This is a genomic window from Pseudomonas saxonica (assembly GCF_007858365.1).
GTDB lineage: Bacteria > Pseudomonadota > Gammaproteobacteria > Pseudomonadales > Pseudomonadaceae > Aquipseudomonas > Aquipseudomonas saxonica.
This window is the reverse complement of sequence record NZ_VFIO01000011.1, coordinates 1-23,125: the sequence shown is the minus strand read 5'-3', so window position 1 is coordinate 23,125 and position 23,125 is coordinate 1. Positions and strand designations below refer to the sequence as shown.

The window sequence follows — 23,125 nt, the reverse complement described above, 5'->3', positions numbered from 1 at the left end:
TGGCTGCGAGCATGGCGCGTAGCCGTCGTAAACCCTGACACACCGAGGCGTCCCATCTGCGACCGCTGCGCGCTCGATCGCAGCCTTCGGCAGCTGCTACAGGTTTACGTGTGGCTGCGAGCATGGCGCGTATCCGTCGTAAAACCTGACACCCCGAGGTGTGCCATTTTGCGACCGCTTCGCGTTCGATCGCAGCCTTCGGCAGCGGCTACAGGTTAGCGTGTGGCTGCGAGCATGGCGCGTAGCCGTCGTAAAACCTGACACACCGAGGCGTCCCATTTTGCGATCGCTTCGCGCTCGATCGCAGCCTTCGGCAGCTGCTACAGGTTAACGTGTGGCTGCGAGCATGGTGTGTAGCCGTCGTAAAACCTGACACCCCGAGGCGCCCCATCTTGCGACCGCTGCGCGCTCGATCGCAGCCTTCGGCAGCGGCTACAGATCAACGTGTTGTTGCTCGCAGGCGCGTAGCAGCTGACGAGGAACGAAGGCTGCGATCGGCGGCGAAGCCGTCGTAAAACCTGACACCCCGCGTCGTCCCATCTTGCGACCAGCGCGGATTAATAGGTGCTGCTCACCACTCCGACGCCTGTCACTTGAGCTTCAATGATTTTGCCGCTGGTTACATTTTTGACCCGAATCACGTCGCCTTTGCGGCCATCAGTCAGTGCTTCGCCTTCAGTGTTCGCCTGGATGGCGCCATGACGGGCCTGCATGGTCACCCGCTGACCACGACGCACCAGCCAGGGTGAGGTCAACATCTCCTGAGTCAAAGCCTGATCGGCGCGAATTCGACGCTTGGCACTCAAACCCTCGACTTGGTCGGTCCGGTTGAAATACGCCTGATCCTGCTTGCCCAGCGAGACTTCGCGCACTGTCAGCATCGCCTCGGAGATGGGCTCTTCACGTTCAAGCACTTGAGTCGCCACTACGGCCCTGATGAATACCGTTGCCTGGGCTGTGACGGTGATGGATGAGGCAGGTTGCCCGGCGCACGTCAGACGGACGCGCTTGCGACCCAGCACCGATGATGGCTGTTGTTCAGCCTCGACCTGCAACGGTTGCGGGCACGTCAGGCCCGGTAAGTCGGTGGGCAGAGCAAATACTTTTTGCGTGAATCGAAGCCCTTGCCAGCCTTGATCGGCGGCTCTTTCGCTGAGTCGCTGGGTGAAGTATCGACGCACGCCATCGTCAATTTGCGCCCTGTAGGTGTCATCCGCACTCATTGCTCGGGGCACCGGCAACAGGCCAATCAGGCTGGCCACCGCGAAGGCGGAAATTACAGTTCCGCATCGTTGAGCGAGGCGTCGAAAAGGCGGAAGTGATACGGCGTCAGATCGGTCTCGTGATTTCATAAAAAGTCTTTTAAATCAATGGTCTGGAATGGGTTCTGCGACTAGGCACAGTTCCTGCAATTCATGCTTGCGAGCTGAACATTGATGAAAGGTGTCGGGTAATGAGTATACGGATAGAAGACGCGATGGGGGTGCACATGCGCGCACTGGGTTTGCACATGCAACGTAGCGAGATTCTGGCTGCAAACCTGGCCAATGAAGACACGCCCGGGTTTCAGGCGCGGGATCTGGACTTTGCCGCCGAAATGCGCCAGCGCGGATCGTCACCCTCGCTGGCTGAAGGGTTCGGCGCTCAACTGAAGTACCGCGTGCCTGCTCAGCCCTCTCAGGACGGCAACACGGTGGAGTTGAGTGTGGAACAGGCAGCCTTTGCCAAAAGTGCAGCTGATTTCCAAACCAGCCTGACGTTTCTTTCCATGAAATTTCGAGGCCTTAAACAGGCCATCGAAGGACGCTGATCATTATGGCTTTTGACGCTATTTACAAAATCGCCGGCTCTGCGATGAATGCCCAGACCGTGCGACTGAATACGGTCGCCAGCAACCTCGCCAATGCCGACTCTGCAGCGGGCAATGCCCAGGATGTTTACCAGTCGCGCAAACCGGTATTTGCCGCCCTGTATGGCAACGACCAGTTGACGCGCGGTGTCGGCATGGGTGGGGCGCATGTTCAGGTACTGGATGTAGTGGCCTCGGGCCGCGAGCCGCAGAAGCGTTATGAACCTGACCATCCTCTGGCAGACCGCAGCGGTCATGTGTTCTACCCCGACGTGAACGAAATCGAAGAAATGACCGACATGATGTCGGCCACCCGCAGTTTTGAAACGGGGGTCGAAGTACTCAACCGGATCAAGAGCATGCAGCAAGGGCTGCTCAAACTGGGAGAAGCCTGATGAGCCAGATCCAGAACGACACGCGCAATACGCCGCCACCCGGTGATCAGGTCAACGGCAACTCTGACTCCGATGAAATACAGAACACCTTCATTCAATTGATGGTGGCGCAGATCCGCAATCAGGACCCGACCAAGCCGGTGGACAGCAGTGAATTCCTCAGCCAGTTCGCGGCCATGTCTCAGGTTCAGAGCCTGGAAAAAATGTCGGCATTGACGCAAAACAACATGGTGTTGCTGGAGAACCTGCAATACCTCAGCGCTGCCAGCCTGGTGGGGCAGATGGTCAAGGTTCGGGTGGAAGAACTGGATCTCACCGACCAGAAGGTCGAGGCCCAGATTGAACTGGAACACAACGCCAACGAGTTGGTGGTGACCCTCACCGATGAAAACGGTGTCGAGACTGAAATTCCATTGCCAGCCAGTGCACCGGGGCGGGTGGAGTTCGAAATCGACCCTGTAGCGCTGGGGCTCAAGCCCGGCAAGTATGAGATTGAAGTCAAATCCAACACGGACGAGAGCTTTGTCGTGGAGGCAAAGGGCAAGGTCAACAGCGTGCGCCTGAGCACTGACGGGCCGGTGTTGAATATCGCCGGTGTGGGTGACGTGCCGTTCTATGAAATTACTGAATTCAGTGAAGCTTCAATGCTCAGCAACCTGATGCTGCCCGGGCAAAACCCGGGGCAACGCTCCCTCAGCCAATCGATACAAGGCCCGCGCCATGAGTTTTAACATTGCACTTACCGGCTTGAATGCTGTGACCGAACAGCTCAACACCATCAGCCACAATATCGCCAACGTGGGCACCACCGGTTTCAAGTCGTCGCGTACCGAGTTCGGCAGTTTGTACTCGGGCACTCAGGCCATGGGGGTCAGTGTCTTGGGCCATACCCAGAGCATGAGCCTGGGGGGCGCGCACGTAGGCACGGGTGACAGCCTCAACCTGGCCATTTCGGGCGGCGGACTGTTTGTCACACGCAGTGCCAGCGGCGATATCAGCTACACCCGGGCCGGCGCATTTGGCAAAGACAGTGATAACTACCTGGTGGATGCCAGCGGTCAGTATTTGCAAGGTTACACCGTTGATGCGGCGGGCAACTTGCAGGTCGGTACGGTGGGCGATTTGCGTTTGCAGACCGGCAACTTGCCTGCCAAAGCCACCGACGGCATTGAGTTTGTCACCAACCTGGATGCAGGCAAGGACCCGGTCACGGTCACGCCGTTCGATCCGGACAACCTTGACTCCTATACCGACAGTCAGACCACGGCGGTGTATGACTCCCAGGGCAAACAACATTCATTGACCCAATACTTCGTCAAAACCGGGGACAACACCTGGGAAGTCCATTACGCCGTGGATAAAACCATCGTAGGTGGCCCTGAACCGATGGTTTTCGATGAGCGCGGTGGTTTAGTCACGCCGTTGGGCCCGGTGAATATTTCGTTTCCCCTGGCCGGTGTCGAGGCCATGAGCATTGACATCAACTACACCCGCAGCACCCAGAGCGCGTCGGACTTTGTGGTGACGACCAATGACCCAAGCGGTTATGCCGCAGGTGAAAACACCGGTGTGACCGTTGAAAAAGACGGCATGGTCTACGCCACCTACAGCAATGGCGAGCGACTGCTGCAAGGGCAAGTGGTTTTGGCCAACTTTGCCAACCCCAACGGCCTGAAAAACGAAGATGCGACTCGCTGGAGTGCCACGGGCGAGTCGGGCAACCCGCTGATAGGTCCTCCGGGCACGGGATTGTTTGGCGAGTTGACAGCCGGTGCGCTGGAAAGCTCCAACGTCGACATGACCCAGCAATTGGTCGGGCTTATGGAAGGTCAGCGCAACTATCAGGCGAACAGCAAAGTGCTGTCCACTGACAAGGAACTGACGCAAGTGCTGTTCAACGCTATCTGAGGCTGACCCATGGACCGCTTGGGCTATACGGCAATGACCGCCGCCAGTCGAACGATGACGGCGCTGAGTGTGCGCTCCAACAATCTGGCCAATGTCAACACACCGGGTTTTCGTGCCGACCTTGAACAGGCCGTGAGTGTGCCGGTTCAAGGGTACGGCTATGAAAGCCGGCATCTGACCAAGGTTCAAGGCAACGGCGTGAACATGGCGCCCGGTGCGCTGATGGCCACAGGCCGTGATCTGGATTTCGCCATCAAGGGTGCAGGTTTGATCGCCGTTCAGGGCGACGAGGGCGAAGCCTATACCCGCCATGGCAGTTTGCAGGTTGATGCCGACATGCAGTTGACCATCAACGGTCGCGCAGTGCTGGGCGAGGGTGGTCCGATTCAGTTGCCCGAGTTCGACACGGTGCACATTGCTGCCGATGGCCGAATTTCGGTATTGCCCCGTGGCGAGCCACTGATGGTCGAAGTGGACCAGATCAAACGTGTCGACCTGACGGCCGGCCAATTGCAAAAAAACAGTGCCGGTTTGCTGGTGACACTAGACGGCGCTCCGGCGGCGGCAGATGACAACGTCGTGCTGGCCGCAGGCTTCCTGGAGGCCAGCAACGTCTCGGCGATTGACCAGTTGGTGGGCACCATGAGCCTGAGCCGGCTGTTCGAAACCCAGGTCAAGATGATGAAAGCCGCCGAAGACTTGTCGTCGGCGGGTAATAGCATTATTCGCGTTTGATACTTACAGGACATATCCCATGAGCTCTGCACTCTGGATCAGCAAAACCGGGCTTGCCGCCCAGGACAAGGCCATGTCCACCGTCGCCAATAACCTGGCGAACGTTAATACCACCGGTTTCAAAAGCGATCGTGTGGTGTTTGAAGACTTGTTCTACACCATTGAAGTGCCGCCCGGCGCCCAGGCCGATGCCGTCAATACGGTGCCGTCGGGTATCCAGTTGGGCAGCGGCGTGCGAGTGGTGGGCACGCAAAAAGTCTTCACCGAAGGCAGCACGCAAACCACGGGGCAACCCATGGATCTGGCCATCAGCGGGCCTGGGTTCTTTCAGGTTGAGTCTGCCAATGGCGATATTTACTACACCGAAAGTGGTCAGTTACAGCTCAATGCCGAAGGCATGCTGGTGAACACCCAGGGCCTGCCTTTGTCTCCGGCCATCGAGCTGCCGGTGGGCCATAAAAACTTCAAGGTGGGCACCGACGGCATTGTCACCGCCGAACTGCCGGGCGGTGCCGGCCCGGTGGAAATTGGCCAGATCATGCTGGTCAATTTTGCCAACCCGTCCGGGTTGCAGGCGTTGGGCGGCAACCTGTATCAGGAAACGGTTGCCAGCGGTGAGCCGGTCGAGGGCATCGCCGGTGAGGATGGCCTGGGCGTCATCAAGCAAGGCCAACTGGAAGGGTCAAATGTTGAAGTGGTAGAGGCCATGGTTTCGATGATGGCCATTCAGCGTGCTTATGAAGCCAACGCCAAGGTGCTGGATGCCTCATCCGGCATGTTGCAGTTCCTTAATCAGACGGTCTGAGCAGTTCAATGCGTAATTTCATCCTGTGCGCGCTGGGGGTGGCCCTTGCCGGTTGCCAAAGCCTGTCGGAGTTGTTGCCCGACGAAGACTCCAGCGCTTATGAGCCTTTGCCTCTGGATTACAGCGTACCGCCTGCCAAGGGTGGCGGGCTTTATCGCCCCGGTTACGCAGGCTCGTTGTATCAGGACAAACGCGCGTTAAGGGTCGGGGACATTCTGACCATCGTCCTTGATGAGTCGACTCAGTCGAGCAAAAGCGCAGGCACCAGTTTTGGCAAATCCTCAAGCATCGGCATTGATACCCCCACCGTGCTGGGTAAAGCCTATTCCGGTCTGGAAACTCAGGTGGATGCCGAGCGCGACTTCAATGGATCGGCCAAGAGTTCGCAGCAAAACACCCTGCGCGGCTCGATTGCCGTGACGGTACACAAAGTGCTGCCCAACGGCACGTTGTTGGTCAAAGGTGAGAAATCATTACGCTTGAACCAGGGCGACGAGTTCATTCGTCTGGCCGGGCTGGTACGTCTCGATGACATCAACCGTTACAACCAGGTGTCGTCGCAGAGCGTGGCCAATGCCCGGATTTCCTATGCAGGGCGGGGTGTACTCAATGACAGTAATTCGGCGGGTTGGTTAACCCGTTTTTTCACCCACCCCATTTTCCCCCTGTGAGTGGAAAGCTTATTTATGCGATGCGCGCTGCTAACCCTGTTGACGTTCTATAGCCTCTTGTCGCACATGCCGGCGTTGGCTACACCCTTGATGGACCTTGTTGATGTTGAGGGGGTTCGCGCCAATCAGGTGATCGGTTACGGCCTGGTCGTGGGCCTGGATGGCAGTGGCGATAAAAGCCAGGTCAAGTTCACCAATCAGTCCGTGGCCAACTTGATCAAACAGTTCGGCATTAACTTACCGCCCAATGTTGACCCCAAGCTTAAAAACGTCGCGGCGGTCACAGTGACGGCGTCGATCCCGCCGTCTTACAGCCCCGGGCAAACGGTGGATGTCACCGTGTCTTCGCTGGGCGACGCGAAAAGCCTGCGCGGTGGGCAGTTGCTCATGACGCCGTTGCTGGGTGTGGACGGTGAAGTCTATGCACTGGCTCAGGGCGCGCTGGTCGTGGGCGGGGTCAAGGCAGAAGGGCGCAGTGGTTCCAGCGTTGCGATCAATAGTGCCAACACCGGTTTGATCGCCAACGGCGCCACCATCGAACGCATGATTGCCAGTGACTTCAGTGAGCGCAGCGAGGTCATGCTTAACCTGCGCCAACCCAGTTTTCAAACGGCCAGCCACGTGGCTCAAGCCGTCAACCAGCAGTTCGGCGCCGGCACCGCCACTGCCTTGAGCGGGACGCAAGTGTCGGTGCGTGCGCCATTGCCGAGCAACCAGCGCATCAGCTACATGGCCCTGCTTGAATCCATTGATGTGCAAGAAGGCCGAACGCGCCCCAAGGTGGTGTTCAACAGCCGTACCGGTACCGTGGTGGTTGGTCAGGGCGTACGTGTCAAAGCCGCCGCCGTGAGCCACGGCAACCTGGCCGTGACGATCAGCGAAACCCCGCAAGTCAGTCAGCCCGGCGCATTGTCGGGCGGTCAAACGGCGGTGGTGCCGCGTTCGGATGTCTCCGTCAATCAACAGCGCAACCCGATGTTCGCCTGGCCGGACGGTGCCGATTTACAGAGCATCATCAAGACCGTCAACAGCCTGGGTGCGACTCCGGATGATGTGATGAGCATTCTTCAGGCACTGGAAACCGCCGGTGCCCTGAATGCCGAACTGATCGTGATTTAAGGGCGATAGACCATGAGCATTCTCCCATTCTCACCACAGCGTCACATCGCGCCCAAGCCAACTCAGGACATTGCCGTCGCGCGTCAAGCTCGTCTCGAAGCCGCTGCCGAGCAGTTCGAAGCGATGTTTTTGCAGCAGATCCTCAAGCAAATGCGCAAGGCGGGTGATGTGTTGTCAGACGGCAGCTCAATGCGTAGCCGCCAAGGCGATACCCTGCGCGAGATGCATGATGAAGCGCTGGCCCAAACCCTGGCGACGCATCGGCAAACGGGCATCGCCGACCTGCTGGTCAAGCAGTTGTCGCGGGGTGAGGCCGTGGTGGCGGACCCTGTGCACGCCGGGCATCGGGACATGCCACCGACGCCTGCCGCGCCCCAGATGGCCGACAGCCTGTTTACCCCGATTGTGAAGACCTGGCAGCGCGGCGTAGACACCGTGACCCGTGGGGCAACCACGCTCATGGCACTGGTTGAGCGCGTGATCGCCCACGAGTCATCCGGGCAGGTGGCCGTCATATCGTCCAAAGGTGCGCGCGGGTTGATGCAGTTGATGCCGGACACCGCCCGGGAAATGGCCCAGGAACTGAAGGTGGAATTCAACGAGCAGCGCCTGATCACCGATGGCGCCTACAACAAGCGCCTGGGCGTCGCCTATCTGGACAAGCTGCTCAAACGCTACGAGGGCGCTACCGTGCTGGCCGTAGCCGCCTATAACGCAGGGCCGGGGCGCGTGGATGAGTGGCTGAAGGTCAACGGCGACCCGCGACAGGGTCAAATCAGCGTCAGCCAATGGGTGGAGCGCATTCCGTTCGCAGAAACGCGTAACTACACCCGTTCGATTCTGGCGGATCTTGAGCGTCCGGCGGTGCCGCTGGCGGAGGCTGTTAGGCCGTCAACCTCCACTGATTCAGCCATTAGCAGAATCGGCCTTAAGCGCATGCCCGATTCAGTCGCTTTAGAAGACCAAGTCGCTACTTCCATTATCAGCACTGCGGGTGCATTCAGTTCTGCGGCGTTTGCCCCGAACATGCGTCTGGTGCGCAAGGAGATTGAATCGTGAGTTTGATGAGCCAGATTGGTTACTCCGGAATGAATGCCGCGCAAATTGCGCTCAACACCTCGGCGCAGAACGTAGCCAACATGTTCACCCCCGGCTACAGCCGGTTGACTGCGCAGATGGGCTCGCTGGCCGGCACCAGCAATCAGCAGGTCGGCGGCGGCGTGGCCGTCACCAACGTGCGGCGCATGAGCGACGACTTCAAAACCCAGCAACTGTGGCGGGCGACCACCGACATGCAGTATTACCAGGCCGGGCAAGACTATCTCAGCTCGCTGGAAGGTGTCATGGGGGGCGAGGGGTCAAACATCAGCACCGGTCTGGATAACTTTTATGCAGCCCTGAGCGCCGCCAGCGACAGCCCCGGCGACATACCGCAGCGTCAGCAGGTATTGAATGAAATGCGCAACCTGAGCCAGCGTTTCAATGGCCTCAACAGCAGCATCAACAGCCAGCTCGATGCACTGCATGCACAGCGCACGGCCATGGGCACCGAGATCAATGGACTGGCCGACAACCTGGCGTTGCTCAACAAAAAAATCGTCGAAGCCGAGTCCACCGGCGGTGACAGTTCGGCGTTGCGCGATCACCGCGACTTGCTGGTAGGCGAACTGAGTAAATTCACCGATGTGCGCGTCAATGAAGCCCGTGATGGCTCACTGACCATTTCCCTCAATAATGGTCAGCCGCTGGTATCGGGCAGCACGGCTGGGCAGTTGTCCGTCACCACCAACGCAGCGGGCGAACAGGAAGTCTCGTTGACGTTTGCCGGCAATACGTTCCCGCTCAGGCAGGACAGCCTGGGCGGTTCGTTTGGCGGGCTGTATGACGTTGAACACAACAACTTGCTGCCTGCCCGCGAAAGCCTTGTGCAAATGGCCGAAGAACTGACCCGGATGGTCAATGACACGCTGGCCACCGGCTACGACCTCAACGGCAATCCCGGTAAACCGCTGCTGACGTTCAACGCCGGCAGCAGCAACCTGCTGCAAATGAATGACGTGACGCCCGAAGAATTGGCGTTTTCCGGGGTGCCCGGTGACAACGGCAACAACCAGGTGCTGCTGGCCCTGATCGAGTTGAAAAACAAGAAAGTCACCATCGGCGGCAGTGAAGTGACCCTCAGCGAAGCCTACAGCGGGATGCTCGGGGACGTGGCCAGTGCCAGCCGGCAAAACCAGGCTGACCTCACATCCGCCACCGCGGTTGCGGTAGAAGCCCAAAGTCAGCGCGATGCGGTCAGTGCCGTCAGTGACACCGAAGAAGCGCAAATGATCATGGAATACAACAAAGCGTTGCAGGCCAACATGAAAGTCGTGCAAACGGCCAATGAGTTATTCGACACCATCCTGGCTTCCGTTTAAACCCGGCCACAAGGCGTACCCCTATGCGAATCAGCAACGCGCAAACCAGTGCGATGATGCACAACAACATGAACCGCAACAGTCAGGCCATTGCCCAGTTGCAAGCCCAGATCGGCAGTGGCTTGCGCATCCAGAAGCCCTCTGACGATCCGATTGCCAGTGCCCGTCTGCTGCGCATCCAGCGTGAGCAATCGAGCCTGGGCCAGTACAACGAAAACATTGGCAAAGTGTCCGACAACCTTAAATTGCAAGAGACCTATGTGCAGTCAGGGTCGGATGCCATGGGCAGCATTCGCGACCTGCTGCTGTGGGCGGGTAACGACACCAATAGCCCTGAGGATCTGTCTGCCATCGCCACCCAGCTGTCCAGTCTTGAAGACAGTCTGGTCAGTTACTTCAACGCCAAGGACGAAGCCGGGAACTATGTGTTCTCTGGCACGCGCAACGATGTGCCCGCTGTCACCTTTGACCCGGCCACAGGCACCTACAGCATGACGGGCAACGATGAAGAGCGTCAGGCCGTAGTCGGCAATGGCGTGCTGATCGGTGATAACGTCACGGCCCAGCAGATGCTCGGGGCTGATGCGGACTTCCTCAATGACTTGCACAGCCTGGTCGACAGCCTGAAAAACGCGCCCGACGACCCGGCCACCCGCCAGCAACTCAAGGACACCCTGGAGCAACTGGATGTGACCCACGGCCACATGATGGGTGCGATAACCGACATGGGCGGTCGCCAAAACACACTGACCCTGCTTGCCGAAAGCAATGCCGACGTGTCCCTGGCCAATCAGAAAGTGCAGGGCGACCTGTCCCAGCTCGACATGGGCGGCGCCTTCCTGGCGGTGCAGGCTTATGAGCTGTCGATGCAGGCCAGCCAGAAAGTGTATAGCCGCATGGCAACCATTTCTCTGTTTGACCTGATGTAAGCGGGAAGGTCAGTCATGAAAGTTGTCAACGAGCGTTCGACCCTTGCGGCGTATGACCTGGGCATGCGAGCGCAGGCCCAATCGCGTGACACCGCAGCGCCACGCATCAGGCAAGCGGTCACGCAAGGCGCTGCGCCCCGTCAGCCGGGCAAAATGGCTGACCTGAGCCTGCAATTGAACCGCCAGTCCTCGGCCCTGCAATCCGCTCAGCTTTACCTGAGCGAAGTGGCCGAACACATGACCGGGCTGAAACGCGACGTGGGGCGTAATTTGGCCGCCTCGTCCAAACATGTAGCCCCTGATATTGACGTGATTGGCCGTTCGGTTGCTCGCCTCAATGACTTGCTTGATCAGCGCAGCCGCTTATCGTCGGCCAGTCTGGATGCCGAGTTAAACCTCAGCCTGCAAGCGCCGTTGCGCAGTCGTTTCAGCATCAAGGGGCTTGAATCACTGCACAGCGTACTCGCCTCTGGCAGTGAGGCGTTGTTGTTCAATGCGGGTCGGCATCTGCCGGGCCCCGTTGCTGTGGTACTGGATGACGGCATGAGTGAGCGCCAGTTGCTGCAACGCTTCAACGCCAGCCTGGCTCAGGCGGGTTTGCATGTTGAAGTCATTGATCAGGAGGCACTGCGTTTTTCGGCGGCGGACAGTCAGTGGCAGCGACTCAAGGGCCAACTGTCCATCCAGGGTGAAGACAAACTTTTCGCCAAGACCGGGTTTACCCGTGTTGACGTCCAGGAACACAACCTTCTGGGCACACCTTTGGTGGTGCCCGTCGCCGCTGAGCGTCGGCCCATGCGCGAGCTGCTCGAAACCGTTGATAAAGGGTTGTCAAAGATCAAGGACGTGCTTGAGCAGCTTAACGCGCGTCAATCCCAGTTGATGGGCCAGCTAGGGCGCCACGAAAGTCAGGAAGAAAAGCGCTGGGCCCATGACTTTACCGCGCGTGTATTCAGCCTCAAGGGCGAGCAGGCCAGTGATTATTCCCGCGTGGCGCAGGTGGTTCGCTGTCAGGCGAATATTTCGCGGCCCACTGTGCATGGGTTGATGAGCGGGGTCTAAACCCCGTTCAAGGGTGTTGCGACGGCCACGTCGCCCCTCGCAGCCCAGGTTCCTCATCAGCCGATAGCCGAGCAAGCGCGTCCGCGAATTTCAATCTGGCATTTCAACTTCAGCCGCACACATATGCCTAGGCAATCCTGTGCTTAGTCTTATCGGACGATGTTCAGCTTTTTCTCGCAGTCAATGATTGCTCCCATACACCGCTCACACCTTAAGAGCGGGGCGCACTCTGGCTAGCGGGAGATTTCTATGAAGTTGCTGAATAAAGTGGCGTTCGTGACAGGGGCCGGGCAAGGCATGGGGCGTGCGATTGTGCGTCATTTCGCCGAGCAGGGCGCACGGGTAGTGGCGGCAGATATCAATCTTGAAGCCGCTCGCCAAACCATCGAAGGGTTGGGCGACAACGCACTGGCCGTGAGCTGCAACGTGGCCGACAGCGCCTCGGTAGCGGCCGCAATGGCCGCCACCCATGAGTGTTTTGGCAGCCTTGATGTGGTTGTCAACAATGCCGGTATCGGTTCCATCGATGCCTTCGCCGAGACCCCCGACGAGCACTGGCAGCGCGTCATCGGCGTCAACCTGACCGGCACTTTTTTCTGTAGCCGCGAAGCCGTCAAGCTGATGCTCAAGGCCGCCACGCCCGGCGTCATTATCAATATCTCCAGCACTTCTGCCGTCACCGGTGAAGGCCCAAGCCATTACTGCGCCGCCAAGGCCGGGGTCATGGGGCTTACCCGCAGCATGGCCCGTGAACTGGCCAGCAATGGCATTCGCGTGAACACCATTGTTCCTGGTCCGACCAACACGCCAATGATGGCCGACATCCCCGAAGACTGGATGCAAAGCATGCTCAAGGCCATTCCGTTGGGCCGCATGGGTGAAACCGATGAAATCGCTCGCGTTGCGGCCTTTTTGGCCAGTGATGATGCCAGTTTTATCACCGGGCAAAACCTCGCGGTCAATGGCGGCATGGCCTTTATCTAAGCGCAGCAGATGGGTGGGGAGAGCGTCATGGGAACTCGTTTAAACAGCAAAGTAGCGTTTATCACCGGGGCCGGCTCAGGCATCGGCGCGGCCACAGCCTTGCGCTTTGCCGAGGAGGGCGCGCTGGTCGTGCTCTGCGGTCGACGCATCGAGCCACTGGAAGCCGTAGCGGCACAGATTCGTGATGCCGGTGGCCGTGCTGAATGCGCCGTGGCCGATGTCAGTAATGAGGCCGCTTATGTAGCAGCCATCACGGCAGCGGCAGAGCGCAATGGTCGTCTGGATATTTTGGTCAATAACGCGATGGCTTACAGCTGGGGCGCAATTGACAGCACCTCGACGGCTGACTGGCACTCCAACTTCGCCACCACCGTGGATGGCACGTTCTGGGGCACACGCACGGCGATGACGCTGATGCGCGCCCAGGGCAGTGGTTCGATCATCAATATCGCGTCGATCTGCGGCCTGTTCGGCACGCCGTGGATGGCCGGTTACTCAGCCGCCAAAGCGGCCGTGATTAACTTCAGTCGAGCCGCCGCCAGTGAAGGCGCGAGCCACAACATTCGCTGCAATGTGGTGATTCCCGGCGTGGTCGAGACCCCGGCCACCGCAGGCATGTTGACCGATGACAAAACCCGTCTGAATACCGAAAAACTGATCCCGCTCAAACGTGTCGGCCAACCGGTGGAAGTGGCTAACGCCATTCTGTTTCTGGCCAGCGATGAAGCCTCGTACATCACCGGGGCCAGTCTGCCGGTCGATGGCGGCCGAAGCAGCGAGTTGTACACCGTACTCGAGTAATCAGTTCGGGCATTTAAAGACCGCTTTAAGGACACCGCATATGGAACAGAACGCCTTGCTCGCCCGTCTTGACCGGCTGGAGTCGATTGAAGAAATTCGCCAGCTGGCCGGCAAATATTCATTGTCGCTGGACATGCGTGACCTCGATGCCCACGTCAATCTGTTTGCCGAAGACATTCGGGTCGGGCGTGAAAAAACCGGGCGGGCGCACCTTAAAGCCTGGGTCGACAGCACGTTGCGTGACCAGTTTCACGGCACCTCCCATCACCTGGGCCAGCACCTCATCGAGTTCACCGACCCCGATCATGCCGTGGGTGTGGTGTATTCCAAGAACGAGCACGAGACCGGCCCCGAGTGGGTGACCATGCAAATGCTCTATTGGGATGACTATGAGCGCATGCAGGGGCGCTGGTATTTCCGTCGTCGCCTGCCGTGCTACTGGTACGCCAGCGATCTCAACAAGCCGCCGATTGGCACGCAGAAAATGCGCTGGCCGGGACGCGAACCCTACGCAGGCACCTTTCACGATCTGTTCCCGTCATGGCACGAGTTCTGGGCCAACCGCCCGGACAAGGATCAGTTGCCGCAGGTGGCGACGGCGGCTCCGGTCGAACACTTTCTTGCCACCCTGCGCCGTGGGGCTGGCGCGCCGAAGATCCGCGTGCGCTAAGGAGCCACTATGAGCATTTTGTTTGAACCTGTGCGGTTGGGTGAGCTTGAACTTGCCAACCGCATTGTCATGGCGCCCATGACCCGCAGCCGCGCAGACGATCGGGGTGTACCGACCGCTGAAATGATCGAGTACTACCGCCAGCGGGCCTCGGCCGGCCTGATCGTTGCCGAAGGCACTGCGCCTTCCGCCAGCGGTCTGGGCTATTGCCGCACCCCGGCCATTTACAACGCCGAACAGATGGCCGCCTGGAAGGCGGTGACCGACGCCGTGCACGGCGAAGGTGGGTTGATCGTGTTGCAATTGATGCACGTGGGCCGGGCGGCGAGCGCGCTGAACAAGCCCGCAGGCGCGGCAACGGTGGCCCCTTCAGCCATACGGGCACGCACGCAGCTGTTTACCGACCGCGCAGGAATGGTCGACACCGACGAGCCGCAAGCGTTGTCGATAGAGGATATTGAGGCGGTGGTCGGCGACTATCGCCAGGCCGCCTTGAATGCCCGCGCGGCGGGTTTTGACGGGGTTGAACTGCACTGCACCAGCGGTTATTTGCCTATGCAGTTCATGGCTTCGGGCAGCAACCTTCGCGATGACCGCTACGGTGGCAGCGTGCAGAACCGCATGCGTTTCCCCACTGAGGTGCTGACCGCAATGGCCTCGGCCATAGGTTCAGGCCGTGTGGGCCTGCGGCTGTGTCCCGGTAACCCTTTCAATGACATCGAAGACAGCGACCCACTGGCCACGGCCGAAGCCCTGTGCCGGGCGGCCGAGCCGCTGAATCTGGCGTACGTGCATATCATGCGCTCGCCATTGAGCGAACTGGATGCCTTCGCCTTGGCCCAGCGCAATTGCAGCTCCGGGCTGATTTTGAACGATGGTTTTGATGGCGCTTCTGCACAAGCAGCGTTGCAGGCCGGGCAGGGCGAGGCGGTGTCGTTTGCGCGGCACTTCATCGCCAACCCGGATCTGGTCGAGCGCTTGCGCCACGGCTTGCCCCTGGCCCGTTTCGATCGCAAGACCCTGTACTCGTCCGGCCCAGAAGGCTACAGCGATTACCCACTGGCCGAAGCGGTGGCGTCATGAATGACATGTCCCGTATTGCTTCTTTGGCACAGTACAAACAACAACCCGTGCCGCGCGAACAGACCCAAGCGTTACTCGATCTGCGCTCGGCTGCCAGCGCCCGGATTAAACCGGCTGACCGCTACACCCTGGCAGATCGCCTGGAAGAACAGGCGCAGCAGTTTGCTGAACGTACATTCCTGATTTACGGCGATCAGAGATTCACCTACGCACAGGTCGATGCACAGGCCCATCGCATGGCCCATGTGTTTTATGCCAAAGGCTTGCGCCCCGGTGATGTGTGCGCGATTGCCATGGAGAACCGCCCGCAGTTTTTCTTCTGCTGGTTTGGTCTGGTCAAACTGGGCGTGGTGGTGGCGTTTATCAATACCCAAGTCAGCGGTAAACCTTTGGCTCATGCCTTGCTCACAACGTCGGCCAAGGCGCTGGTGGTGGGCGAGGAGTGCCTGAACAATATATTGGGCACCGAAGGCTTGCCTGAAGTACCGCTGTGGCTCATTGAAGATGCGCAAAACCCCTATGAAAGCCTGATGCCGTCTCGGGTAGACGTCAGTCTGGCTGCGCAGATAGCCGCCGCGCCTGTCATGCCGTTCTCGAAAGACATTCGTGCCGGTATTACCGCTGAAAGCACGACCTTGCTGATTTTCACTTCCGGCACCACCGGTTTGCCCAAAGCGGCGCGCTACAGCCATATGCGCTGGATGTCGTCCGGGGACGTGATGGAAGTCACCATGGGCGCAACCAGTGATGACGTGTTTTATTGCTGCTTGCCGCTTTACCACGGCGCTGCGGCGACATCGGTGACGTCCACCGCATTGCGTTGCGGGGCTAGCATCGTGGTACGGCGTAAATTCAGCGTGCGTGAATTCTGGCTGGACGTGCGCCGCCATCAGATCACGGTGTTTCAGTACATCGGCGAAATCTGCCGCTACCTGCTGAACCAGCCCACCCATGATGGTGAACGCGAGCACAGTTTGCGCTTGATGCTTGGCGCCGGGCTGACACCCGAATCCTGGCAACGCTGGCTGGAGCGCTTCGGCCCGATTCAGGTGTTTGAGGGCTGGGGAGCGACCGAGGCCAACGCCAACGTGATCAATGTCGACAACTACATCGGTTCGTGTGGCCGTGTGCCGGACTGGAACCGCACCAACCTGCGCCTGGTGCGCTATGACGTTGAAAGCGACAGCCATCCACGGGACGAACAGGGTTTTTACCAGCTCTGCAAACCCGGCGAAGTGGGCGAGGCGATGGGCTTTATCATCAATCATCCACACATTGGCGGCGGGCGCTTCGAGGGATATACCAGCGAGGACGCCACCGAAAGCAAGATCCGCCGCAACGTGTTTCAGGAAGGCGATGCGTACTGGAGTTCGGGCGATCTGCTGCGTTACGACGATGATGGCTATTGCTATTTTGTCGACCGTATCGGCGACACCTATCGCTGGAAAAGCGAAAACGTTTCGACCCTTGAAGTGGCAGACACGTTGGGTGATTTACCGGGCCTCGAACTGATCAATGTGTATGGCGTGCAAGTACCGGATCACGAAGGTCGGGCGGGCATGGCAGCGATCCTCATGCAGCCCGGACAGGTGTTTGACCCGCAGGCGTTTTATGAATTGACCGAAGCCCGTTTGCCGCGTTATGCCGCGCCAATGTTTGTACGGGTTTGTGCGGCGGCAGACCTGACCAGCACCTTCAAGCTGCGTAAGGTTGATTTGCAGCGTCAGGGCTACGCCCCTGATTTGTTTGCCGACCCGTTGTTCGTGCGCGATGAAAGTACCCGTACTTATCAGCCGTACTCGCTGGACGTGTTGGCGCGCGCCGGTTTGGCGCCCTTTGCAGGCAGTGGCCATGAGTAACCTCGACGTACACGGCCATGAATGGCGTGACGGTCTGCGCTATCCGTGGCCGCAACCGCCTGCCCATGGCCAGGTGCAAGAGGTAGCAGAGGGGGTGTTGTGGCTGCGCATGCCACTGCCCTTTGGCCTGGACCATATCAACCTGTATTTGTTACGCCACGGCGACGGTTGGGTCGCGGTCGATACCGGCCTCAACAGCGATCAGTGCCGCGCAGTCTGGGAGCAGGTATTTGTCGACGTGCTGGGCGGTCTGCCACTCAAGGCAGTGATTTGTACGCATTTTCACAGTGACCACACGGGGGTGGTTGGCTGGTTGGCCGAGCGGTTCTGTTGCCCGGTGCTGATGACCTTGGGTGAGTTCGATGCCTTGCACCACGGCCCGCCTAAATCCCGCGAGCCTGAGTGGGCGTTTCTCGACTTCTATCAAAAAGCGGGGTTCACGGCTGAGCGCGCCGCCGCATTGTTGCCGCTGATTCAGGGTGAGCATTTCAGGCCGCAATTGACCGCCAGTTTCACCCGCATCAGCCACGGCAGTGAGTTGACCATTGGCGGGCGCCGCTGGCAGGTGGTGATGGGCAACGGCCATTCGCCCGAGCATGCCTGCCTGTATGCCGCCGATGACGGCCTGCTGATCTCGGGCGACCAGGTGTTGCCACGTATCACTTCAACCATTTCTGTGTATGTGCCTGAGCCAGAAGCCAATCCGCTGCGGGACTGGCTGGACTCTATCGAGCGCCTGCGGGTGATCCCCGACAGCGTGCTGGTGTTACCGGCGCACGAGCGGCCTTTTTTCAACCTTCACCTGCGCCTGGATCAACTGCGCGACCACCATCTCAATCATTTGCAGCAGTTACTGGACGCTTGTGAGCAGCCATTGACCGGGCTGGAGATGATGGCGGTGCTGTTTAAAAAGCTGTCAGGTCGTTTTGACGAGTTGATGGCAGTGGGCGAGACCTTGGCTCACGCCAATTACCTGATGGCCGAGGGGGCGCTCGTCCGTGAGGAACAAGGAGGGTTGCACCGTTATCGGCGGTGCGCGACAGGAGTCGTGAAGTTCGACCCGCTTCAGATGTTTTGAGCCGGGGCTATGCGCCGTGCAATGCAATGACGCTTGAACCCATCGAGGCGGCCATCGGGTCGCTAATCAGGAGAGCCAGTGTGATCAATAAAAACAACAATAAAAGCTTCCAGTTCACCGGCCTGGCAGTTGCCGTGGCGCTGGTATCCAGCCCGGCGTGGGCGGGGGAAACTATTGAGTTCGAGGATGGGACAACCATCGATTGGTCTGTCACCACCAGCTATGGTATCGGCATGCGTCTGGGGGATCCGAGCAATCGCCTGATGGGTATCAACGTCGATGATCCGAACCGCAACTTCGATCAGCACAGCCTGACCACTAACCGGGTAGGCGCCCTGGGCGAGATGATTTTGCGTAAAGACAACTACGGCGCCGTGGTCCGCGCCAGTACCTTCTACGACGATGTCTACCACCGCAAAAACGACAACGACTCACCCAGCACGGTCAACAAAACCGGCGATAACGATGAATTCACCAGCCAAACCCGCTACTTCAGTGGCGGCCGCACGCGCTTGCTCGATGCCTATGTGTTTGGCGGCTGGCGCTTTGACAACGACACCATGCTCGACGTCAAGGCCGGTCGACACATCGAATCCTGGGGCGAGAGTCTGTATTACCCTGGCGTCAATGGCGTACAGAACCCGTCCGATGCGGTGAAAGCGGCGCAGCCGGGGGTTGAGGTCAAGGAAGTGTTGCTGCCGGTGGGCCAGTTCTCGGCGTCCTACCGCATCAACCCGCAGTTCACCTTGGGCGGCTATGTGCAGTATGAGTGGAAGGGCACCGAACTGCCGCCTGTGGGCAGCTACCTGTCAACCTCTGATGTGATTGGCCCGGGCCGTGAGTTTATCCTCGGGGCCAACGGTTCACGCATCAACTACACCGGCACCGATGAACCCCGTGACAGCGGGCAGTGGGGCGCACAAATCCGCTTCCGGCCGATCAGCGACATCGAGCTGTCGCTGTTCCATGTGGTCTACCACGACAAAAACCCGGCCACCGCCCTGGTAGGCTATCAGCCGCTGGCCTTGGGCAATGGCCAGTACGCGTACACCACCAACGGCTATAAGGTGAAGTACTTCGAGGACATCAAGCTGACAGGACTCAGCGCCACCACCAAGATTGGCGAATACCAGTTGGGTGCGGAGTGGTCATACCGTGATGGTGCACCGGTGATGGTCAATACCGGACTGGGCCCTGTGCCCACTCGCGGCAAAGGCCAGCAGCTGCAATTCTCGGGCATGCGTATTCTGGGTGATCGCCCGTGGGCCAGCCAGACCACGCTGACCGGTGAAATCGTCACCGTGCGCGTGGACGATGTGGATGACGTGTCGGGCGCGCCAAATCTGCTGGGGCTGCCGATTGCCCCGCCGTATGCAGGCGCGATCCAGCCGTCGAATGACTACACCTATAAAACCTCGTCAGCGTGGAAAACCCGCTCTTCCAGTGCTTACACCGTGGGTGCTTCCTTCAGTTATCCGGGGGTGTTTCAGGGCTGGGATCTTGAAGTGCCATTCACCTTCTCCAACGTCTTCAGCGGTGCGGCACCGATGTCCGGCACGATTGCCGGGGTGGCCGGTGATCGTCGGCTCAGTGCGGGGACCACGTTCAAATACCTGAGCAACCTGGAAATGTCGTTTAAGTACATCGCGTACCTGGGCTCGCCGGATCCGATTCATCGCCCGTTGGCAGACCGTGACTACGCCACGTTCTCGATGAAATACACGTTCTGACGCGGGGTTTGCATAACCTGTAGCAGCTGACGAGCTTTGCGAGGCTGCGTTCGGCGGCAAAGCCGTCGTGAAACCATTTGCGACGATTGCATCGTCGAACGCAGCCTCGCACGACTCGTCAGCTGCTACGAGCATGACCGCTTCCCTGATTGACCGACTGCAGCGTTATGAATTGACTAGAAGAGAGAGAAACCTATGGGTCTTAAAGGTCACGCGGCCATTGTCGGCAGCGCTCAATACAAACCGGAAAAATACGCTACGGCCCCGCGCATGTTCCATCTCGAACAAGTTGCCGACCTGGCTGCACAGGCCTTGCGCGATGCCGGGTTGAACGCCTCGGATCTCGACGGACTGGTGATCAACGGCCCGCATTTTCACGAAGCCTCAGTCTTTGTGCCCGCCATGGCCGCTGAGTACCTGGGCTTGCGCCTTAACTTTGCCGAAGTCGTCGACCTCGGTGGTTGCACCTCTGTGGGCATGGTCTGGCGTGCTGCCGCAGCCATCGAACTGGGCCTGTGTCAGGCCGTGCTCTGCGTGCTGCCCGCGCGCATGGCGCCGCTGGGACCGGATGAAGACCCGAGCTGGATGGCCCGCGCCATGCGCTTTGGCGGGCACAGCACGGCTTTCGGTGCCCCTGAGGCCGAGTTCGATCTGCCCTACGGCCACATGGGCCAGAACACGGGTTACGCCATGATTGCCCAGCGTTATGCCGCTCAATATGGCTACGACCCGCGTGCGCTGGCCAAAATTGCCGTTGACCAACGCACTAACGCGCAATACAACCCGCAAGCCATGTTTTACGGTCAGCCGTTGACCATCGAACAGGTACTGGCCAGTAAAAAAGTGGCTGACCCGCTGCATGTACTGGAAATCGTCATGCCGGTGGCCGGTGGCGCGGCATTGATCATCGCGTCCAAGGAAGTGGCTGCGCGGGCGCGTAAACGTCCGTCGTATATCACCGGCTTTGGCGAGCATCTGGCCTTTAAATCACCGTCTTACGCCGAAGACATGGTGAAAACCCCGATAGGGCCGGCTTCGCGTCGGGCATTCGACATGGCCGGGCTCAAGCCTAAAGACGTCGATGCCGCGCAAATCTACGATTGCTACACCATCACGGCCTTGCTGACCCTGGAAGACGCGGGTTTCTGTGCCAAAGGCGAAGGCATGAGTTTTGTCCGCGAGCACGACCTGACCTGGCGTGGTGATTTCCCCATGAACACACACGGTGGCCAGCTCAGCTTCGGTCAGGCGGGCTCGGCTGGGGGCATGTCGCAAGTCATCGAGGCCGTTACACAGATTGCCGGTGAAGCGGGTGAGCGTCAGCTTTCACGTTGCGACACGGTATACGTCTCAGGCACCGGTGGGGTGATGAGTGAGCAGGGCGCTTTGATCCTTCAGGGAGCATAAATCCAATGTCAAACAACAAACCCATGCCGATCCCGACCGAGATTTCTGCACCATTCTGGGAAGGCTTGAAGGCCGAACGCTTACTGATTCAACAATGCGATCACTGCAACCACTGGGTGTTCTACCCGCGTCGGCATTGCCCGTCTTGTCTGGCCCATGCACTGACCTGGCGTGAAGTGAACGGTGCCGCCACGCTGTACAGCTACACCGTGACGCGCATTGCCACACTGCCGGACTTTGCCGACGAAATGCCGCAAATACTGGCGGTGATCGAGTTGGAGCAAGGTGTACGGATCAACAGCAACCTGGTGGGTCTTGACGAAACCGAAGTGAAAATCGGCATGGCGTTGCAGCCAGTGTTTGCCGAGGTGGATGCCAAAGGTACACGGCTGTTGCGCTTCACCGGGCTGGACAAAGACCCGATTGCCTTGCAAGGCGCGCGCAGCCAGCCTGAGCCTGTTGTGAGTGAAAAGAGTACCGTGCGCCAGATCGCCCTCAGCGACACAGCGGCCTTGCAAGCGTTAGTCAGCGACACGTTCAGCGGATGGAGCAATCAAGTGGTAGTCGATCAAGAATTGATCGATGCGTTTGCGCAGTTGTCGGGTGATGATTACTGGATACACACCGACCCTGAGCGGGCGCGCAAGCAAAGCCCGTTTGGCGGCACCATCGCCCACGGTGCGCTGGTGCAGATTCTGCAATCGCGCATGCAATTGAATCTGGGGTATGAAATCACCGGGTTCAGCAACATGGTCAACTACGGTTCGGACCGTTTACGCTTCCCGGCGCCGGTGCCAGAGGGTGCGACCATCCACTCACGAGCGCGGGTCAAGCGTGTCGAGCAGGTTAAAAGCGGAACGCAATTGACCCTTGAACTCAACACCCATGTATTGGGCAGCGAACGTCCGTCAGTGATCAACGAACTGGTGATTTTGTACATGTAATACCGGGGCACAGGCAACGCCAACAATCTCAGTGGCTGACAAGGTACCAAGGCTGCGATTGATGGCGTTGCTGTACCGAACTCTTTGGATTAATCGAGTGATTGGCGATGGATCTATGAAGTTAGCGCCACCGATCGCAGCCTTCGTTCCTCGACAGCGGCTACAAGAGCGTAAGCGAGCTTTTGATCTGGCTTTTGATCTGGCTTTTGATCTGGCTTTTGATTTGCCGCCCCTTCGGGAGGCCGAAAGGAGGTTTCGCGGAGTGGGTCGACCGGCATGGATGCCGGGAGAGCTGCGATCGGGCCATGGATGGCCCGTCGCAGCGTGCCCACGGAGCGGGACCGGAGTGAGGGACACCTGAGCGAAGCGAGGGCCGTACGCGGGGGCGGAAGCGTTTTGGTTACTTTGCCGCTTTTGCAAAGTGACACGCCGTAAGGGCGTAACCCGTAGAACGTCTTAATACACCCAATGGATATGTACGCAGGCCAATTAAAAGCTTCGAGTACATATCCATTGGATGCTTTTAACTGGAAGAAAGGTTTCGCCCTTAGAGGGTGTTTACAAATAAAACGCTGATAACATGCGACCAACATCGTATTCGTGGAAGCCTGTCAGTGGCCAACATCAAAATTAGACCTGAGCACGAAGTGCTTCTGGTTCAAATAGTTAAATCTGA

Annotated in this window: 22 protein-coding genes; 21 read left to right on the top strand and 1 reads right to left on the bottom strand. The window is 58.9% G+C overall.

The features are described 5' to 3' along the window. Positions 1–557 precede the first annotated feature (557 nt). Positions 558–1,223, bottom strand: a complete 666-nt coding sequence (gene flgA / locus FJD38_RS20640) for a flagellar basal body P-ring formation chaperone FlgA (RefSeq protein WP_244302780.1) — start codon at positions 1,221–1,223, stop codon at positions 558–560. 230 nt (positions 1,224–1,453) lie between these two features. Between flgA and flgB the strand changes: the two genes are divergently transcribed. From flgB to FJD38_RS20535, 21 genes are all read left to right on the top strand, one after another. After that, complete coding sequence (flgB, locus tag FJD38_RS20635) at positions 1,454–1,810, top strand: flagellar basal body rod protein FlgB (protein ID WP_122785906.1); 357 nt, start codon at positions 1,454–1,456, stop codon at positions 1,808–1,810. A 5-nt stretch (positions 1,811–1,815) separates the two neighbouring features. After that, positions 1,816–2,244: a flagellar basal body rod protein FlgC gene (gene flgC, locus FJD38_RS20630; RefSeq protein ID WP_122785905.1), complete on the top strand. Its 429-nt coding sequence runs from the start codon at positions 1,816–1,818 to the stop codon at positions 2,242–2,244. After that, a complete protein-coding gene (locus FJD38_RS20625; protein WP_122785904.1) occupies positions 2,244–2,975 on the top strand; it encodes a flagellar hook capping FlgD N-terminal domain-containing protein in 732 nt (243 codons plus the stop codon). Before flgC ends, FJD38_RS20625 begins: the two co-directional genes overlap by 1 nt. Then, complete coding sequence (gene flgE / locus FJD38_RS20620; RefSeq protein WP_122785903.1) at positions 2,965–4,152, top strand: flagellar hook protein FlgE; 1,188 nt, start codon at positions 2,965–2,967, stop codon at positions 4,150–4,152. The genes FJD38_RS20625 and flgE overlap by 11 nt, the downstream gene beginning before the upstream one ends. A gap of 9 nt (positions 4,153–4,161) precedes the next feature. Then, positions 4,162–4,887 (top strand): flagellar basal body rod protein FlgF, encoded by a 726-nt coding sequence (locus FJD38_RS20615; protein ID WP_146387227.1) that lies wholly within the window; start codon positions 4,162–4,164, stop codon positions 4,885–4,887. A gap of 19 nt (positions 4,888–4,906) precedes the next feature. Further along, entirely contained in the window at positions 4,907–5,692 is a 786-nt protein-coding gene (flgG, locus tag FJD38_RS20610; protein WP_122785901.1) for a flagellar basal-body rod protein FlgG, read from the top strand. An 8-nt stretch (positions 5,693–5,700) separates the two neighbouring features. After that, complete coding sequence (flgH, locus tag FJD38_RS20605; protein ID WP_122785900.1) at positions 5,701–6,363, top strand: flagellar basal body L-ring protein FlgH; 663 nt, start codon at positions 5,701–5,703, stop codon at positions 6,361–6,363. A gap of 66 nt (positions 6,364–6,429) precedes the next feature. Then, a complete protein-coding gene (locus tag FJD38_RS20600; RefSeq protein WP_244302781.1) occupies positions 6,430–7,482 on the top strand; it encodes a flagellar basal body P-ring protein FlgI in 1,053 nt (350 codons plus the stop codon). Between the two features lie 12 nt (positions 7,483–7,494). Continuing rightward, positions 7,495–8,541 (top strand): lytic transglycosylase domain-containing protein, encoded by a 1,047-nt coding sequence (locus FJD38_RS20595; protein ID WP_146387224.1) that lies wholly within the window; start codon positions 7,495–7,497, stop codon positions 8,539–8,541. Continuing rightward, on the top strand, positions 8,538–9,902 hold the full coding sequence (flgK, locus tag FJD38_RS20590; RefSeq protein WP_146387222.1) for a flagellar hook-associated protein FlgK: 1,365 nt from the start codon (positions 8,538–8,540) through the stop codon (positions 9,900–9,902). Before FJD38_RS20595 ends, flgK begins: the two co-directional genes overlap by 4 nt. A gap of 23 nt (positions 9,903–9,925) precedes the next feature. Then, on the top strand, positions 9,926–10,831 hold the full coding sequence (gene flgL / locus FJD38_RS20585) for a flagellar hook-associated protein FlgL (protein WP_122785896.1): 906 nt from the start codon (positions 9,926–9,928) through the stop codon (positions 10,829–10,831). A 15-nt stretch (positions 10,832–10,846) separates the two neighbouring features. After that, positions 10,847–11,893 (top strand): hypothetical protein, encoded by a 1,047-nt coding sequence (locus FJD38_RS20580; protein ID WP_146387220.1) that lies wholly within the window; start codon positions 10,847–10,849, stop codon positions 11,891–11,893. A gap of 249 nt (positions 11,894–12,142) precedes the next feature. Further along, positions 12,143–12,877 (top strand): SDR family NAD(P)-dependent oxidoreductase, encoded by a 735-nt coding sequence (locus FJD38_RS20575; RefSeq protein ID WP_122785894.1) that lies wholly within the window; start codon positions 12,143–12,145, stop codon positions 12,875–12,877. Positions 12,878–12,904: 27 nt separating this feature from the next. Further along, a complete protein-coding gene (locus FJD38_RS20570) occupies positions 12,905–13,678 on the top strand; it encodes an SDR family NAD(P)-dependent oxidoreductase (RefSeq protein ID WP_146387218.1) in 774 nt (257 codons plus the stop codon). A 40-nt stretch (positions 13,679–13,718) separates the two neighbouring features. After that, a complete protein-coding gene (locus FJD38_RS20565; RefSeq protein WP_146387216.1) occupies positions 13,719–14,348 on the top strand; it encodes a nuclear transport factor 2 family protein in 630 nt (209 codons plus the stop codon). A gap of 9 nt (positions 14,349–14,357) precedes the next feature. Beyond that, entirely contained in the window at positions 14,358–15,431 is a 1,074-nt protein-coding gene (locus tag FJD38_RS20560) for an alkene reductase (RefSeq protein ID WP_146387214.1), read from the top strand. Then, positions 15,428–17,290, top strand: a complete 1,863-nt coding sequence (locus tag FJD38_RS20555; protein ID WP_146387212.1) for a long-chain-acyl-CoA synthetase — start codon at positions 15,428–15,430, stop codon at positions 17,288–17,290. The genes FJD38_RS20560 and FJD38_RS20555 overlap by 4 nt, the downstream gene beginning before the upstream one ends. Beyond that, positions 17,283–18,368 (top strand): MBL fold metallo-hydrolase, encoded by a 1,086-nt coding sequence (locus tag FJD38_RS20550; protein WP_146387210.1) that lies wholly within the window; start codon positions 17,283–17,285, stop codon positions 18,366–18,368. The genes FJD38_RS20555 and FJD38_RS20550 overlap by 8 nt, the downstream gene beginning before the upstream one ends. A gap of 80 nt (positions 18,369–18,448) precedes the next feature. Then, positions 18,449–20,098 carry a DUF1302 domain-containing protein gene (locus FJD38_RS20545; RefSeq protein ID WP_146387208.1) on the top strand — a complete coding sequence of 550 codons (1,650 nt, stop codon included), beginning with the start codon at positions 18,449–18,451 and terminating at the stop codon, positions 20,096–20,098. A 195-nt stretch (positions 20,099–20,293) separates the two neighbouring features. Beyond that, positions 20,294–21,505 carry a thiolase family protein gene (locus tag FJD38_RS20540; protein ID WP_122785887.1) on the top strand — a complete coding sequence of 404 codons (1,212 nt, stop codon included), beginning with the start codon at positions 20,294–20,296 and terminating at the stop codon, positions 21,503–21,505. A 5-nt stretch (positions 21,506–21,510) separates the two neighbouring features. Then, a complete protein-coding gene (locus FJD38_RS20535) occupies positions 21,511–22,449 on the top strand; it encodes a bifunctional OB-fold nucleic acid binding domain-containing protein/MaoC family dehydratase (protein WP_146387206.1) in 939 nt (312 codons plus the stop codon). The last annotated feature ends 676 nt before the right edge of the window (positions 22,450–23,125 follow it).

Bases quoted from the DNA above. Each gene is read 5' to 3' on its own strand.
- flgA (WP_244302780.1), bottom strand. From the start codon at position 1,223: ATGAGTGCGGATGACACCTACAGGGCGCAAATTGACGATGGCGTGCGT.
- flgB (WP_122785906.1), top strand. From the start codon at position 1,454: ATGAGTATACGGATAGAAGACGCGATGGGGGTGCACATGCGCGCACTG.
- flgC (WP_122785905.1), top strand. From the start codon at position 1,816: ATGGCTTTTGACGCTATTTACAAAATCGCCGGCTCTGCGATGAATGCC.
- FJD38_RS20625 (WP_122785904.1), top strand. From the start codon at position 2,244: ATGAGCCAGATCCAGAACGACACGCGCAATACGCCGCCACCCGGTGAT.
- flgE (WP_122785903.1), top strand. From the start codon at position 2,965: ATGAGTTTTAACATTGCACTTACCGGCTTGAATGCTGTGACCGAACAG.
- FJD38_RS20615 (WP_146387227.1), top strand. From the start codon at position 4,162: ATGGACCGCTTGGGCTATACGGCAATGACCGCCGCCAGTCGAACGATG.
- flgG (WP_122785901.1), top strand. From the start codon at position 4,907: ATGAGCTCTGCACTCTGGATCAGCAAAACCGGGCTTGCCGCCCAGGAC.
- flgH (WP_122785900.1), top strand. From the start codon at position 5,701: ATGCGTAATTTCATCCTGTGCGCGCTGGGGGTGGCCCTTGCCGGTTGC.
- FJD38_RS20600 (WP_244302781.1), top strand. From the start codon at position 6,430: ATGCCGGCGTTGGCTACACCCTTGATGGACCTTGTTGATGTTGAGGGG.
- FJD38_RS20595 (WP_146387224.1), top strand. From the start codon at position 7,495: ATGAGCATTCTCCCATTCTCACCACAGCGTCACATCGCGCCCAAGCCA.
- flgL (WP_122785896.1), top strand. From the start codon at position 9,926: ATGCGAATCAGCAACGCGCAAACCAGTGCGATGATGCACAACAACATG.
- FJD38_RS20580 (WP_146387220.1), top strand. From the start codon at position 10,847: ATGAAAGTTGTCAACGAGCGTTCGACCCTTGCGGCGTATGACCTGGGC.
- FJD38_RS20575 (WP_122785894.1), top strand. From the start codon at position 12,143: ATGAAGTTGCTGAATAAAGTGGCGTTCGTGACAGGGGCCGGGCAAGGC.
- FJD38_RS20570 (WP_146387218.1), top strand. From the start codon at position 12,905: ATGGGAACTCGTTTAAACAGCAAAGTAGCGTTTATCACCGGGGCCGGC.
- FJD38_RS20565 (WP_146387216.1), top strand. From the start codon at position 13,719: ATGGAACAGAACGCCTTGCTCGCCCGTCTTGACCGGCTGGAGTCGATT.
- FJD38_RS20560 (WP_146387214.1), top strand. From the start codon at position 14,358: ATGAGCATTTTGTTTGAACCTGTGCGGTTGGGTGAGCTTGAACTTGCC.
- FJD38_RS20555 (WP_146387212.1), top strand. From the start codon at position 15,428: ATGAATGACATGTCCCGTATTGCTTCTTTGGCACAGTACAAACAACAA.
- FJD38_RS20550 (WP_146387210.1), top strand. From the start codon at position 17,283: ATGAGTAACCTCGACGTACACGGCCATGAATGGCGTGACGGTCTGCGC.
- FJD38_RS20540 (WP_122785887.1), top strand. From the start codon at position 20,294: ATGGGTCTTAAAGGTCACGCGGCCATTGTCGGCAGCGCTCAATACAAA.
- FJD38_RS20535 (WP_146387206.1), top strand. From the start codon at position 21,511: ATGTCAAACAACAAACCCATGCCGATCCCGACCGAGATTTCTGCACCA.